At 68.5% G+C, this 12,988-nt stretch carries 12 protein-coding genes; 4 read left to right on the top strand and 8 right to left on the bottom strand.

The annotated features are described in order from the left end of the window. Nucleotides 1-9: 9 nt before the first annotated feature. Entirely contained in the window at nucleotides 10-855 is an 846-nt protein-coding gene (locus tag AB6807_RS14760; RefSeq protein ID WP_371085160.1) for a helix-turn-helix transcriptional regulator, read from the bottom strand. Between the two features lie 93 nt (nucleotides 856-948). Here AB6807_RS14760 and AB6807_RS14755 point away from each other — a divergent pair, with 93 nt between their 5' ends. Continuing rightward, nucleotides 949-1,845 carry an SDR family oxidoreductase gene (locus tag AB6807_RS14755; RefSeq protein WP_371085159.1) on the top strand — a complete coding sequence of 299 codons (897 nt, stop codon included), beginning with the start codon at nucleotides 949-951 and terminating at the stop codon, nucleotides 1,843-1,845. Nucleotides 1,846-1,880: 35 nt separating this feature from the next. On the opposite strand, the gene AB6807_RS14750 is transcribed toward AB6807_RS14755, so the two are convergent. The 7 genes from AB6807_RS14750 to AB6807_RS14720 form a co-directional block, all read right to left on the bottom strand. Then, on the bottom strand, nucleotides 1,881-2,618 hold the full coding sequence (locus tag AB6807_RS14750) for an SDR family oxidoreductase (protein WP_371085158.1): 738 nt from the start codon (nucleotides 2,616-2,618) through the stop codon (nucleotides 1,881-1,883). A gap of 151 nt (nucleotides 2,619-2,769) precedes the next feature. After that, nucleotides 2,770-4,167, bottom strand: a complete 1,398-nt coding sequence (locus tag AB6807_RS14745) for an FAD-dependent oxidoreductase (protein WP_371085157.1) — start codon at nucleotides 4,165-4,167, stop codon at nucleotides 2,770-2,772. Nucleotides 4,168-4,188: 21 nt separating this feature from the next. Then, the gene (locus tag AB6807_RS14740) at nucleotides 4,189-4,674 is read right to left on the bottom strand and encodes an N-acetyltransferase family protein (RefSeq protein ID WP_371085156.1); all 486 of its coding nucleotides are present in this window, start codon (nucleotides 4,672-4,674) and stop codon (nucleotides 4,189-4,191) included. Continuing rightward, complete coding sequence (locus tag AB6807_RS14735) at nucleotides 4,671-5,273, bottom strand: phosphonate degradation HD-domain oxygenase (RefSeq protein WP_371085155.1); 603 nt, start codon at nucleotides 5,271-5,273, stop codon at nucleotides 4,671-4,673. Before AB6807_RS14735 ends, AB6807_RS14740 begins: the two co-directional genes overlap by 4 nt. Next, the gene (gene phnY / locus AB6807_RS14730; RefSeq protein ID WP_371085154.1) at nucleotides 5,267-6,715 is read right to left on the bottom strand and encodes a phosphonoacetaldehyde dehydrogenase; all 1,449 of its coding nucleotides are present in this window, start codon (nucleotides 6,713-6,715) and stop codon (nucleotides 5,267-5,269) included. Before phnY ends, AB6807_RS14735 begins: the two co-directional genes overlap by 7 nt. 29 nt (nucleotides 6,716-6,744) lie before the next feature. Further along, a complete protein-coding gene (gene phnA, locus AB6807_RS14725) occupies nucleotides 6,745-7,971 on the bottom strand; it encodes a phosphonoacetate hydrolase (RefSeq protein WP_371085153.1) in 1,227 nt (408 codons plus the stop codon). 18 nt (nucleotides 7,972-7,989) lie between these two features. Then, nucleotides 7,990-8,763 (bottom strand): phosphonate utilization associated transcriptional regulator, encoded by a 774-nt coding sequence (locus tag AB6807_RS14720; RefSeq protein ID WP_371085152.1) that lies wholly within the window; start codon nucleotides 8,761-8,763, stop codon nucleotides 7,990-7,992. 163 nt (nucleotides 8,764-8,926) lie between these two features. Here AB6807_RS14720 and AB6807_RS14715 point away from each other — a divergent pair, with 163 nt between their 5' ends. The 3 genes from AB6807_RS14715 to AB6807_RS14705 all read left to right on the top strand — a co-directional run bounded on the left by AB6807_RS14715 (nucleotide 8,927) and on the right by AB6807_RS14705 (nucleotide 12,958). Continuing rightward, the gene (locus AB6807_RS14715) at nucleotides 8,927-10,000 is read left to right on the top strand and encodes a putative 2-aminoethylphosphonate ABC transporter substrate-binding protein (RefSeq protein ID WP_371085151.1); all 1,074 of its coding nucleotides are present in this window, start codon (nucleotides 8,927-8,929) and stop codon (nucleotides 9,998-10,000) included. A gap of 73 nt (nucleotides 10,001-10,073) precedes the next feature. Further along, on the top strand, nucleotides 10,074-11,207 hold the full coding sequence (locus tag AB6807_RS14710) for a putative 2-aminoethylphosphonate ABC transporter ATP-binding protein (protein ID WP_116911243.1): 1,134 nt from the start codon (nucleotides 10,074-10,076) through the stop codon (nucleotides 11,205-11,207). Continuing rightward, nucleotides 11,204-12,958 carry a putative 2-aminoethylphosphonate ABC transporter permease subunit gene (locus AB6807_RS14705; protein WP_371085150.1) on the top strand — a complete coding sequence of 585 codons (1,755 nt, stop codon included), beginning with the start codon at nucleotides 11,204-11,206 and terminating at the stop codon, nucleotides 12,956-12,958. Before AB6807_RS14710 ends, AB6807_RS14705 begins: the two co-directional genes overlap by 4 nt. The last annotated feature ends 30 nt before the right edge of the window (nucleotides 12,959-12,988 follow it).

Here is a 12,988-nt window from a genome sequence, read left to right as displayed (position 1 = left end):
CGCCTATGCCTACCCCTCTGCCGACTCGACCCGCCCGCTGATCTTCTTCGCATCCTCCGGCGTCGCCGGGTTGTAGACCACCATGCTGAGGTCCGTGCGCCCGTCCACCGCGAAGGCCGAGTACTCGAAGGCCAGCGGCCCGAGCGTCGGATGCGTGATGTGCTTGACCGCCTCCCCATGCGCGCCGCGGATCTCGTTGTCGGCCCACATGGCCTTGAACTCGGGGCTGAGGTGGCTCAGCTCATCGACCAGCGGCTGCACCGCCGCCGCCGCGCCGGCGCGCGCCGCATCCACCCTGAACGCGCCGAGCACGAAGCGCGCGACGCTCTCCCAGTCGAGCTGCTCGGCGCGCGGCCTCGGGTCGAGAAAGATGTAGCGCAGGATGTTGCGGCGCTCCGGCGGCAGCGAGCCGTAGTCCAGCAGCATCACGGTGGCCGCGCGGTTCCACGCGACCACGTCCCAGCAGGCGGTGCGGATGATGGCCGGGCTCGGGTCCAGCGCGTCGAGCACGCGCTGCAGCCGCGGCGTGACGCCTTCGCGCTGCTGGTAGCGCACGTCGGGCGGACGGCCCAGGCCCAGCAAAAAGAGGTGCTCGCGCTCGAAGTCCGTGAGCATCAGCGCATGCGCGATGCGCCCGAGCACTTCCGCCGACGGCGCGCCGCCGCGCCCCTGCTCCAGCCACGTGTACCAGGTGGGGCTGATGTGGGCGCGCTGCGCCACTTCTTCGCGCCGCAGGCCGGGCGTGCGGCGGCGCTGCACCGAGAAACCCAGCGCCGCCGGGTCCAGCTTGGTTCGCCTGTCTTTCAGGTACGCGCCGAGCGCGCTTTCGGGCGGGGGCACCACGCGCTTGTCCATCCTGTTAGCTTTCATACCATGATGAGCTCACTACTTTACCGGGATGAGCGCAGCGCAGACAGTGCTTCCTTCGACGTTTTTGGAGACTGTTCCATGCAGGTATTTGTCACAGGCGCCACCGGCTTCATCGGCTCGGCGGTGGTGAAGGAATTGATTGCGGCGGGGCACGGCGTGCTCGGCCTCTGCCGCTCGCAGGAGAAGGCCGCCGACCTGGCCGCCGCCGGGGCCGAGGTGCTGCTCGGATCGATCGAGGACGCGGACATCCTCACGCAGGGCGCGGCCCGTTCGGACGGCGTCATCCACCTCGCGTTCAACCACGACTTCTCGAAGTTCGCGGCGAACTGCGAGGACGACCGCCGCGTGATCGCCACGCTCGGCGCGGCGCTCGCGGGCTCGAAGCGCCCCTTGCTCGTCACCTCCGGCACGGCCATCGCCAACACCGCGCCGGGCCAGCCGGCGACCGAAGACGGCGCGACCGTCGGCTCGCAGACGAACCCGCGCGCGGCGTCCGAAGAAGCGGCCGCGGCACTGGCGGCGGACGGCATCAACGTGTCCGTCGTGCGCCTGCCGCAGGTGCACGACACGCGCCGCCAGGGCCTCATCACCTACGTGATCGATGTCTACCGCGACAAGGGCGCGTGCACGTACATCGGAGACGGCAGCGTCAGCTGGCCCGCCGCGCACATCTCGGACGTGGCCCGCCTGTACCGGCTCGCGCTGGAGCGGGCCGAGCCGGGCGCGAAGTACCACGCGGTAGCGGAAACGGGCGTGTCGTTTCGCGACATCGCCGAAACGCTGGGCCGCCGGCTCGACCTGCCGACGCGCTCCATCGCCGCCGAAGACGCAGCCGCCACCTTCGGCTGGCTCGCGATGTTCGCGGCCCACGACATGACGGCATCGAGCACGCAGACGCGCAAGCAACTCGGCTGGGAACCGGGCGGCCCGCGCATGCTGGACGACCTGAAGCAGCTGCAGCTCGACGCGCACTGACCGTCGACGAGCCCGCCCTCAGTCCCTCAAGTCCCTCAGTAAGGGCTGGCGGTAGGCCGCACGATCACCTCGCTCACGTCCACGTCGTCCGGCTGGTCGATCGCGTACGCCACGGCGCGCGCAATCGCCTCTGGCTGGATCGCGATGCGCCGGAACGCCTTCATCGCGTCGCGCGCGCTGTCGTCGGTGATGGAGTCCGCCAGCTCCGACTCGACCACGCCGGGGCTGATGACCGTGACGCGGATGCGGTCCGTTTCCTGGCGCAGCCCGTCGGAGATGGCGCGCACCGCGTACTTGGTGGCGCAGTACACCGCCGCGGTCGGCGAGACCGCGTGGCCGCCGATGGAAGAGACATTGACGACCTGGCCCTTTCCGCGCGCCTCCACGCCCGGCAGCACGGCCGCGATGCCATGCAGCACGCCGCGCACGTTGACGTCGATCATGCGGTTCCACTCGTCGACCTTGAGCGCGTTCAGCGGCGACAGCGGCATGACCCCCGCGTTGTTGACGATCACGTCGACCGGCCCGTACGTGGCCTCCGCGAAGGCGACGAACTGCTGCATGTCTTCGAGGCGCGTGACGTCCAGCGCGCGGGCGCTCACGCGCAGGCCCTGCTCGCGCAGCTCGAGCGTCAATGCCTGCAGGCGCTCGGTGCGCCGCGCGCCGATCACCACGCGGTGCCCCGCCGCGGCCAGCGCGCGCGTCACGGCCTCGCCGATGCCGCTGCTCGCGCCGGTGACGAGAACGACCTTGCCTTGATTCGTGTTGCTCATTGCGTCTCTCCAGAATGTGATGACGCAAATGCTATTTGCCGGGGCCTTGTGCGCGAAGACCTGAGAGTCCGCGTTTGTTGCACGATCCTCCACGACATGACGCGCGCTCCTGGCGCAAAAAACGACAAGCTGGTCTACATCGCACGGTCGTTCAGGCCTTATCCGCCTTGTCCGCCTTTCCCGCCGCGTTGGCGAACTTGCTCAACAGCCGGTCGACCATCCAAGGCCGCGTGTCGCGGTCTTCCGCCGCCTCCTTGCGGCGGATGGCGTCGCGCACGACGATGGAGCCGATGTAGCGGATCGGCTCCGGCGGAAACAAACCCAGCGGCCCCTGCAGCAGCGGGCTGCGCGTCCATGCGTTGTCCTCGTCCAGCAGCAGCGACGACAGGATCTGTCCGCCCATATACGTCGGGCCCACGCCGTTGCCCGAATAGCCGAAGCCGTAGTAGATGTGCGGCGCGCCGTCGAGCTTGCCGAAGAACGGAAAGCCGGTCACCGAGCGGTCCGAGGGGCCGTTCCAGCTCGCGGTCACGGGCACGTGGCGCAGCGAGGGAAAGAAGTCGTCCAGCGCGCGCTTCAGGTCGGCCTCGTACGGCGAGCGCTGGTCGAACACCGGCGCGATGCGCCCGCCCCAGGCGAAGGTGTTGCCGCCCTTGCCCAGCATCAGCCGGCCGTCGGCGGTGGTGCGGTAGTAGTACACGAAGGTGCGCGAGTCGAGCACCGACACGCCGTCGGTCAGGCCGGTGGCGCGCAGCAGCTCGGGGCACTTCTCGGTGATGACCATGTCGCTGGACACGATGGCGATGCTGCGCTCGAACTGCGGCAGCGCGCCGGCCATCCACGCGTTCATCGCCAGCACCAGCTTCGGTGCCTCCAGCGTGCCGCCCGGCGTGCGCACCACGGTCGGGTGGCCCGCGCTGAAGTCGGTCATCGGGCTGCGCTCGTAGATGCGCACGCCCATGCGCAGTGCCACGCGCCGCAGGCCGCGCACCAGCTTGCCCGGGTGCACCGTCGCGGCAATGGGCGAGTACACGCCCGCCAGGTTGCGCGCGGAGCCCGAGCGGCGCGCCACCTCGTCGGGCGGCAGGGTGCGGTACGAATGGATGCCGCAGTCTTCCAGCCCCTTCATCACCGGGTCCAGCGTGCCGACCTGCGCTTGCGAGGTGGCGGTGTAGAGCGTGCCGTCCTGCCGCAGCTCGGCGTCGATGCCGTGCGTGCGGCAGAAGTCGGCGATGTGCTGCACGGCGGCCTCCGAGGCCTTCACCAGGCGGATGGCCTCGGCCTCGCCGAACAGCCGGCGCAGCGTGAAGAACTTGGCCGACCAGGTCAGCAGGCAGCCGCCGTTGCGCCCGCTCGCGCCCGAGCCGCACAGGTCGCTTTCGAGAATGGCGATGTCGAGCGCCGGGTTGCGCTGCTTCGCCTGGATGGCGGTCCACAGCCCGGTGAAGCCGCCGCCCACGATGCACACGTCGGCGCGCTGCGCGCCCTGCAGCGCGGGTGCGAGGTCGCCGTCGTTGAAGAGAGCCTGTTCGATCCAGAAGGGGCGCATGTCGCGTGCTCTCCAGCGTTGTCAGGGCTTGCGCCGCATCTCGTAAGAAAAACCGTTCTCGCGCTCGATGAAGAACCCGAGGCGTTCGTAGAGCGCCCTGGCCGGGTTCGCCTTCAGCACGCTGAGCGTGAGGTCGGCACCGGCGCGGGTGGCCTGCCCGGCCACCTCGGCCAGCAGGGCCGCGCCGATGCCGCGGCCCTGCCACGCGGGCACCAGCTGGATCTGGATGACCACCCATTCCAGCGCGTCGCGCGACACCTTGAGCAGGCCGACCGGCGCGCCCTCGTGCAGCAGCACTTCGGCGCACTCGAAGCGGTGCATCAGCCGCGCCTTGTGGTGCGCGTCGTCGATCTCCGCGCCGGAGGCGACCAGGTGGCCGTTCATGGTTCGTTGCCGCAAGGCGAGCAGGAAGGGAATGTCGTGCGGGGTGGCCGGGCGGCGCGACAGCGCCGGCGAATTCATTGGCACGGGCACCGGCAGCGGCACATCCATGCCGGTGCCGCTCACGCGCGCTCCATGGCGGCCTGCTGCGACGCCGCCACCATGTGCCGCGCGTAGTGCGCCAGGTCGGGCGTCTTCGCGTCGGCGCATTTGGCGCTGTCGTCCCAGCGGCGCAGGCGCACGGCGTCCAGCGCATGCGGCAGGGCTTCGAACCGCAGCGCCTGCGCGTCGTCGAACACGCCGCCCTGCAGCACCAGGCTGCGCTGCGAGTCCGCGGACAGCGCCTGCAGGTAGCCCGGCTCGCGGGCGCACAGGTAGCGCTTGGCGTCCACGTGCAGGCGAATCGGGTCCAGCGTGGCCGGGCCGAAAAGGTGCTTCAGCACGGCGCGGCTGCGGTACTGGTGCAGGTCGTCGGTGCCCTGCTGCGTGGGCGTGCCGCCCATGTCGTGCAGCAGGTGGCCCAGGTCGTGCAGCAGGCTGGCGGTGATGAGCGCGCTGCTCGCGCCGGCCTGCTCCGCCAGGTGCGCGGACTGCAGCGCGTGTTCCAGCTGCGTGACGGGCTCGCCGTCGTACTGCGCGTGGCCCCTGGCCTCGAACAGGGCGACGATACCCGGGATGTCCAGCGGTGCGGAAAGCGATGGGGAAAGCGGTGCGTCGGTTACCACGGCAGCGAATAGGTCTTGGTGTTGGTGAAGCTCTTCATCGCCTCGAGCACGCCTTCCTTGTAGCCCAGGCCCGAGTCCTTGATGCCGCCGAAGGGCGTGAGCTCCAGCCGGTAGCCCGGCACTTCGCGCACGTTGACGCTGCCCACGTTCAGCTCGCGGATGAAGCGCGTGATGTCGTCGAGCCGGTTGGTGCAGATCGACGACGACAGCCCATAGGCCGTGCCGTTCGAGATGCGAATGGCGTCCTCGATGGTCTTGAAGCGGATCACCGGCGACACGGGCCCGAAGGTCTCGTGTTTGGCGACCGTCATCTCGGGGCTGACGCGGTCGAGCACCGTGGGCGAATACGAGGCGCCGTCGCGCACGTTGCCATGCAACAGGCGTGCGCCGGCCGCGATGGCCTCGTTGACCACGGCCTCGAAATGGCGGGCGGCCGCCTCGTCGATGACGGTGCCCACGTCGGTGGCCGGGTCCATCGGGTCGCCGTGCTTCAGCGCGCGGGTCTTCTCCACCAGCAGTTCGACGAAACGGTCGGCCACCGACTCCTGCACCAGCATGCGCTTGATGGCGGTGCAGCGCTGGCCCGAGTTCTTGTACGAACCGCTGGCCGCGAGCGTGGCGGCCTCCTCGATGTCGGCGTCGTCCATCACGATGATCGGGTCGTTGCCGCCCAGCTCCAGGATCTGGCGCTTGTACACCGCCTTGCCCGCGATGTACTTGCCGATGGCCACGCCGCCGGTGAAGGTGACCAGGTCGACGTCGGCATGCGTGAGCATTTCGTCGGCAATCTCGCGCGGGTCGCCAGTGACGACCGACAGCATGGGCGGCGGCAGGCCCGCTTCATAGAGGATGTCGGCCAGCAGAAAGGCCGCCAGCGGCGTCTTCTCGCTCGGCTTGAGCACCATGCGGTTGTTGGTGGCAACAGAGGGCGCCACCTTGTGGATCACCTGGTTCAGCGGGTGGTTGAACGGCGTGATGGCGGTGATGACGCCCTGCAGCGGCTCGCGCAGCGTGTACACCTTGCGGCTCTTGCCGTGGTGCGTGAGGTCGCAGGAAAACACCTGCCCGTCGTCGACCAGCGCCTGGTTGGCCGCGAACAGCAGCACGTCCGACGCGCGGCCCACTTCGTACAGCGAGTCCTTGCGCGACAGGCCCGACTCCATCGTGATGACGCGCGAGATCTCGTCCAGCCGCGACGCGATGATCTCGCCCGCGCGCATCAGGATCCTGTAGCGCTCGTAGCGCGTGAGCGTGGGCTTGTAGTCGCGCGCGATGCGGTACGCCAGGCGCACGTCTTCCAGCGTGGCCTTGGGCACCGTGGCGATCACTTCGCCGGTGTAGGGATAGGTGACTTCGATGGTGCGGTCGCGATGGATTTTTTCTCCGGCGATGCGCAGCGCTTCCTTGTGGACGGTGCCTGGCTTCAACATGGCTTGGCTCATGGGGTGCTCCGGGGTGCGTCTGCTGCGCGTCATTGCGCGTGGTTCAGGGCGAGGTCGAGGGCGTCGAAGTTGCGCAGCCGGCGGCCGGGCGCAATGCCGGCGACGGGCCGGTTGCAGATCAGCGGCACGCGCTGCTCCGACACGCCGCCGTGCGAGCGCAGCGGCACCTCGAGCGCCGACAGGTCGTGCCGGCTGGCCGAGGTGCCGATGACGGTGCTTTGCTCGCTGACCACCACGATGTCGCCGATGCGGTCCGGCGGCAGCTCGAAGCGGTCGGCGGCCTCCTTGCGCGAGAGCACCAGCTCCATGCCGGGGATGCCCTTGATGCGGTCGATCCAGCCGGGCACGCGCGCCTCGTCGGGCGCGTACACGGTGGCGAAGGAACCGAGCGCGCCGTGGTGCACCACGTAGGGGTCGGTGATGGGCAGGATGACCCGCGCCTCGTCCTTGCCGTACCAGCCGTCGAGCACGTCCTGCAGGTAGATGACCTTGGGCGCGCCCTGCGCGTCGTGCTTGTCGTTCATGCCGTGGTCGGCCGTGAGCACGATGGTGGCGCCCATGGCGTCGAGCTGCGACAGGTAGCCGTCCATCATGGCGTAGAAAGCGTTGGCGGCCGGGCTGCCGGGCGCGGCCTTGTGCTGCACGTAGTCGGTGGTCGACAGGTACATCAGGTCGGGGCGGCGCGACGCCATCAGCTTCACGCCGGCGGCGAAGACGAACTCCGACAGCTCCGCGCTGTACACCGAAGGCACCGGCATGCCGACCATCTCGACCACGCCGTCGATGCCGTTCTCCTCGACGGTGGCCTGGTCTGCCTTCTCAGAGGAAAAGCAGATGCCCTTCATGCGATGGCCCAGCAGCTTGCGCAGCTTGTCCTTCGCGGTGACGACCGCGAGCTTGGCGCCCGCGTCGGCGAAGGCGGCCAGCACGGTGCCCGCGCGCAGGTACTTCGGGTCGTTCATCATCACTTCCTGGCCCAGCTCGCGGTCGAAGAAGTAGTTGCCGCAGATGCCGTGCACCGCGGGCGGCGCCCCCGTCACGATCGACAGGTTGTTCGGGTTGGTGAACGAAGGCACCACGCAGTCGGCCAGCAGGTCGGCACCGGTCTTGCGCATGCGTTCGATGTACGGCGCCACGCCGGCCGCGATGGCCGCGTCCAGGTAGGCGGGCTCGCAGCCGTCGACGCACACGACCACGACGGGTCGGCTCATCCAGCGATAGCTCCGGGCGTTGACTTCCAGCGTTTTCACGGTCATCTCGGGTCTCCTTGCGGGTCAGGTTGTTCTGCGGGGGGGATGTGAGGTCTGGGGGGCGTGCGGCGAGCCGGGCGCCGGCGTGGTCGCAGTGGCTGCAGTAGCTGCTGCGCCATCGGTGCGGCCCATGGCCTTGTGCATGCGCGCGCGGCTGCCGGCAACGTGCCGGCGCAGCACCTGGCCGGCCGCCTCGGGGTCGCGGCTGGCAATGGCGTCGACGATCTCGCGGTGCTCGTCGGCCGACACGCGCAGGCCGCCGCCGGTGTCGAGCGCGCGCATGCGAAACAGGTGCAGCTCCTTCACCAGGCGCTTGTAGGTCTCGGTGAGCTTGCGGCTGCCGGCGGTGTCCAGCAGGATGTCGTGGAACTGCAGGTTGAGCTGGGCGTACTGCTCCAGGTTCTGCGCCAGCGCGGCTTCGCGCATCGGCTCGATCATGGCGCCCAGGCGCTCCAGCGCGTCGGGCTGCATGCTGGCGGCCACGCGCCGGCCGATGATTTCCTCGAGCGCCTCGCGCAGTTCGTAGATCTCGTCGGCCTCCTCGAACGAGATCTCGCGCACGAACACGCCCCGGTTCTTCTCGTTGCGCACCAGGCCCGCCTCTTCCAGCGCGCGCAGCGCCTCGCGAATGGGCCCGCGGCTGGTGTTGAAGCGCTGCGACAGCTCGCTCTCGTTGATGCGGCTGCCCACCGCGAGCTCGCCGTTCATGATGAGTCGCTCGATTTCTTCCTGCATGAGCATCGGCAGCGAGCTCGATTGAAGGAAGGCCAGGGCGGAGGTGGAGTTGTGCGTTGCCATGGCCGCTATTTTGGCCGCGAATTGAAAACTGTCAACAATCTTTTATTGACAGTCCTCAGTTCACAATCTACATTGACCTCACCCGAAACCTGGAATGCGATTTCGGGCGCCCGCCAACAGTCCCCTCGCGGGGATCCAACAGCCAGCCGACCAGGAGTGAGAGATGACGATCCATTCAAGCGCACGCCGCCTGACACGAGCCCTGCGCAGTTCCCTCTGCATCGCTGCCACCGGCCTTGCCGCCGTGGGCGTTGCCGCATTGAGCTCGGCGCCGGCCTGGGCCCAGCGCACGCCGCTGCTGGTCTACACGGCGCTGGAAACCGACGCCATGAAGCTCTACAAGGACGGCTTCGAAAAGGCCAACCCCGACATCGAGGTGAAGTGGGTGCGCGACTCCACCGGCATCGTCACCGCCAAGCTGCTGGCCGAAAAGGCCAACCCGCAGGCCGACGTGGTGGCCGGCCTGGCCGCCAGCAGCCTGGCGCTGCTGGCCCAGGAAGGCATGCTGCAGGCGTACGAGCCCAAGGGCTTCGGTGCGCTCAACCCCGCGTACTCCGACAGCGCCCGCCCGCCCTCGTGGGTCGGAATGGACGTGTGGGCCGCCACCATCTGCTTCAACCGCGTGGAGGCCAAGAAGCTGGGCCTGCCCAAGCCCGAGAGCTGGCAGGACCTGGCCAAGCCCGTCTACAAGGGCACCATCACCATGCCCCACCCCGCCTCCAGCGGCACCGGCTACCTCGACGTGTCCTACTGGCTGCAGAACATGGGCGAGGCCGAGGGCTGGAAGTACATGGACGCGCTGCACCAGAACGTGGCCCAGTACGTGCACTCGGGCTCCAAGCCCTGCAAGCAGGCGGGCGCGGGCGAGTTCCCCATCGGCATCTCCTTCGAGTTCCGCGCGCACCAGGTGAAGAAGTCGGGCGCGCCCGTGGACCTGGTCTTTCCGAAGGAAGGCCTGGGCTGGGACATCGAGGCCACCAGCATCATGAAGACCAGCAAGAAGATGGAGCAGGCCAGGCGCTTCGCCGACTGGATGGCCAGCAAGGAGGCCAACCAGATCACGGCGAACTGGTGGGCGGTGGTGGCCTACCCGGGCGTGGCGTCGAAGCTCGAAGGCATTCCGGACAACTACGAAAAGATGCTGGCGAAAAACGACCTGAACTGGGCCGCCAAGAACCGCGAACGCATCCTCGCGGAATGGAGCAAGCGCTACGAGGGCAAGGCCGAACCCAAGTGAGCTGAGCGGCGATCCGGTTTTTCAAACCCTGCGACGCCGCGCCGCGCGGCGTTCGTCTCACCGAGTGCGAACCATGGACATGACCGCTGGAAAATTCATCGCCGAAGAGGCGCGCGCCGCCGCGCTGGAGATCGTGGGCGTGCGCAAGGACTTCGAGACCTTCAGCGCGCTGCGCGACATCCACCTGCGCGTGAACGCGGGAGAAATGCTGTGCTTTCTCGGCCCCTCGGGCTGCGGCAAGACCACGCTGCTGCGCATCATCGCGGGGCTGGAGACGCAGACCGCCGGGCAGATCCTGCAGAACGGCAAGGACGTCTCGTGGCTGCCGCCCGACCGGCGCGACTACGGCATCGTGTTCCAGTCGTACGCGCTGTTTCCCAACCTCAGCATTGCCGACAACGTGGGCTACGGGCTGGTCAACTCGCGCGCGCGCAGGGCCGAGATCAAGGCGCGCGTGGACGAGCTGCTGAAGCTGGTGGGCCTGCCGACCTCGGGCCACAAGTACCCCAGCCAGCTCTCCGGCGGCCAGCAGCAGCGCGTGGCACTGGCGCGCGCGCTGGCCACCCGCCCCGGCCTGCTGCTGCTGGACGAGCCGCTGTCCGCGCTCGACGCGCTGGAGCGCATCCGCCTGCGCGGCGAGATCCGCCGGCTGCAGAAGCAGGTGGGCATCACCACCATCATGGTCACGCACGACCAGGAAGAGGCGCTGTCGATGGCCGACCGCATCGTGGTCATGAACCACGGCGTGATCGAGCAGGTCGGCACGCCTCTGGACATCTACGAGCAGCCGGCCACGCCCTTCGTGGCCGACTTCGTGGGCAAGGTCAACGTGCTGCGCGCCGTGGCGCTGGGCCGCCAGCGCTTCAAGGTCGGCGACCTGGAGCTGCAGTGCGACGCCTGCGACGGCGCCTTCACGCCGGGCGACGCGGTCAACCTCTACCTGCGGCCCGAAGACCGCATGGCCGAGAACCTGCGCGAGGACACCGCCAACCGCATGAACGTGCTGGTGAGCAAGGTCGAGTTCCTGGGCGGCCTGTGCATCGCCGAAGTCACGGCGCAGGCGCTGCACGGCCAGACGCTGGGACTGCACTTTTCGCTCAACCAGTTGCACGACCTCGACATCCGCGAGGGCAACACCATCGAGATCGCGCTGCGGGCCAACCGCATTCGCGCGTTTGCGGCGCCGGCCGCCCAGGCGGTCGCATGAACACGCTGGCGCACACACCCCACGGACCGGGCGCGTCCGCCATGGCCCCGCCGGCAGCCTCGCGCCGCACAGGCATGCGCTGGAGCCGCGACGAGATCATCGCGCGCGCGGTGCTGCTCGCGGTGATGGCCATGCTGTTCGTGTTCCTGGTCGCGCCGCTGGTGACCATATTGGCGCATGCGGTGCAGGACAAGGACGGCCGCTTCGTCGGCCTGGCCCACTTCATCACCTACTTCCAGACGCCCAGCCTGCTGCGCGCGGCCTGGAACTCGGTGTGGGTCTCGGCGGCGGTGGTGGCCATCGCGGTGCCCACGGCCTTCGTGTTCGCCTATGCGCTCACGCGCAGCTGCATGCCCGTGTGGCTGAAGGCCACGTTCAGGCTGGTTGCGCTCATTCCGCTGCTGGCGCCCTCGCTGCTGTCGGCCATCTCGTTCGTCCAGTGGTTCGGCAACCAGGGCTCGCTCAAGTTCCTGCTGGGCGGCATGTCGATCTACGGCGCGCCGGGCATCATCCTGGCCGAGGTCTACAACACCTTTCCGCATGCGCTGATGATCCTGGTCACCGCGCTGTCGCTGGCCGACGGCCGGCTGTACGAGGCCGCCACCGCGCTGCGCACCCGGCCGCTGCGCCAGTTCATGACCATCACGCTGCCGTCGTGCAAGTACGGGCTCATCAGCGCATCGACCGTGGTCTTCACCTACGTGGTGAGCGACTTCGGCGCGCCCAAGGTCATCGGCGGCAACTTCAACGTGCTGTCGGTCGACGTGTTCAAGCAGGTGGTGGGGCAGCACAACTTTTCCATCGGCGCGGTGGTCGGCATGCTGCTGCTGCTGCCCTCGGTGATTTCCTTCGCCATCGACTACGTGGTGCGCCGCAAGCTCAAGGCGCAGCTCACCGCGCGCTCGGTGCCCTACAGGCCCAAGCCGCGCAAGGTGGTCGACGCACTGCTGCTGGCGTTCTGCGCCGGGGTGTGCGCGCTGCTGCTGGCCACCATCGGCATGGCCGTGTACACCTCGGTGATCACGCTGTGGCCGTACGACCTGTCGCTCACGCTCAAGCACTACCACTTCGTGCTGCTCGAAAGCGACATGGCCGCGGCCTACTTCAACAGCCTCACGGTGGCGGCCATCACGGCCGTGGCGGGCTCGTTCATCGTGTTCGTGGGCGCCTACCTGATCGAGAAGACGCGCAACCTCGGCATGATGCGCCGCACCATGCACATGATGGCGGTGCTGTCGATGGCCGTGCCCGGCCTGGTGCTCGGCCTGGGCTACGTGATGTTCTTCAACCACCCGGCCAACCCGCTGGGCTTCCTGTACCAGACGATGGCCATCCTGGTCATCTCGATGGTGGTGCACTACTACACCTCCAGCCACCTCACGGCGGTGACGGCGCTCAAGCAGATCGACAACGAGTTCGAGGCCGTCTCGGCCTCGCTGAAGGTGCCCTTCGTCAAGACCTTCTTCCGCGTGACGGTGCCGGTATGCCTGCCCGCCATCCTGGACATCGGGCGCTACTTCTTCGTGGTGTCCATGGCCAGCCTGTCGTGCGCCATCTTCCTGTACACGCCCGACACCATCCTGGCGTCGGTGGCGATCATGCACATGGACGACGCCGGCGACATCGGCCCGGCCGCGGCGCTCGCGAGCCTGATCGTCGTCACCTCCACCGTCGTGTGCATCGTGTATTCGCTGCTCACGCGCGTGCTGCTGGCGCGCACGCAGGCCTGGCGCCTGTCGGGGCGCACCTGAGACCGCGTGCCCCTCGCCCTTCCGACCCTT

It is taken from the genome of Variovorax sp. RCC_210, from assembly GCF_041355175.1.
In the GTDB taxonomy this organism is placed as follows: domain Bacteria; phylum Pseudomonadota; class Gammaproteobacteria; order Burkholderiales; family Burkholderiaceae_C; genus Variovorax.
The sequence above is the reverse complement of the archived record's forward strand: the minus strand, read 5'-3'. Positions and strand labels throughout refer to the sequence as shown.

What these genes read in the sequence shown, in the direction of transcription:
- phnY (WP_371085154.1), bottom strand. Translation starts at nt 6,715, where the DNA reads ATGAGCCAAGCCATGTTGAAGCCAGGCACCGTCCACAAGGAAGCGCTG.
- AB6807_RS14755 (WP_371085159.1), top strand. Translation starts at nt 949, where the DNA reads ATGCAGGTATTTGTCACAGGCGCCACCGGCTTCATCGGCTCGGCGGTG.
- AB6807_RS14705 (WP_371085150.1), top strand. Translation starts at nt 11,204, where the DNA reads ATGAACACGCTGGCGCACACACCCCACGGACCGGGCGCGTCCGCCATG.
- AB6807_RS14715 (WP_371085151.1), top strand. Translation starts at nt 8,927, where the DNA reads ATGACGATCCATTCAAGCGCACGCCGCCTGACACGAGCCCTGCGCAGT.
- phnA (WP_371085153.1), bottom strand. Translation starts at nt 7,971, where the DNA reads ATGACCGTGAAAACGCTGGAAGTCAACGCCCGGAGCTATCGCTGGATG.
- AB6807_RS14750 (WP_371085158.1), bottom strand. Translation starts at nt 2,618, where the DNA reads ATGAGCAACACGAATCAAGGCAAGGTCGTTCTCGTCACCGGCGCGAGC.
- AB6807_RS14745 (WP_371085157.1), bottom strand. Translation starts at nt 4,167, where the DNA reads ATGCGCCCCTTCTGGATCGAACAGGCTCTCTTCAACGACGGCGACCTC.
- AB6807_RS14710 (WP_116911243.1), top strand. Translation starts at nt 10,074, where the DNA reads ATGGACATGACCGCTGGAAAATTCATCGCCGAAGAGGCGCGCGCCGCC.
- AB6807_RS14720 (WP_371085152.1), bottom strand. Translation starts at nt 8,763, where the DNA reads ATGGCAACGCACAACTCCACCTCCGCCCTGGCCTTCCTTCAATCGAGC.
- AB6807_RS14760 (WP_371085160.1), bottom strand. Translation starts at nt 855, where the DNA reads ATGGACAAGCGCGTGGTGCCCCCGCCCGAAAGCGCGCTCGGCGCGTAC.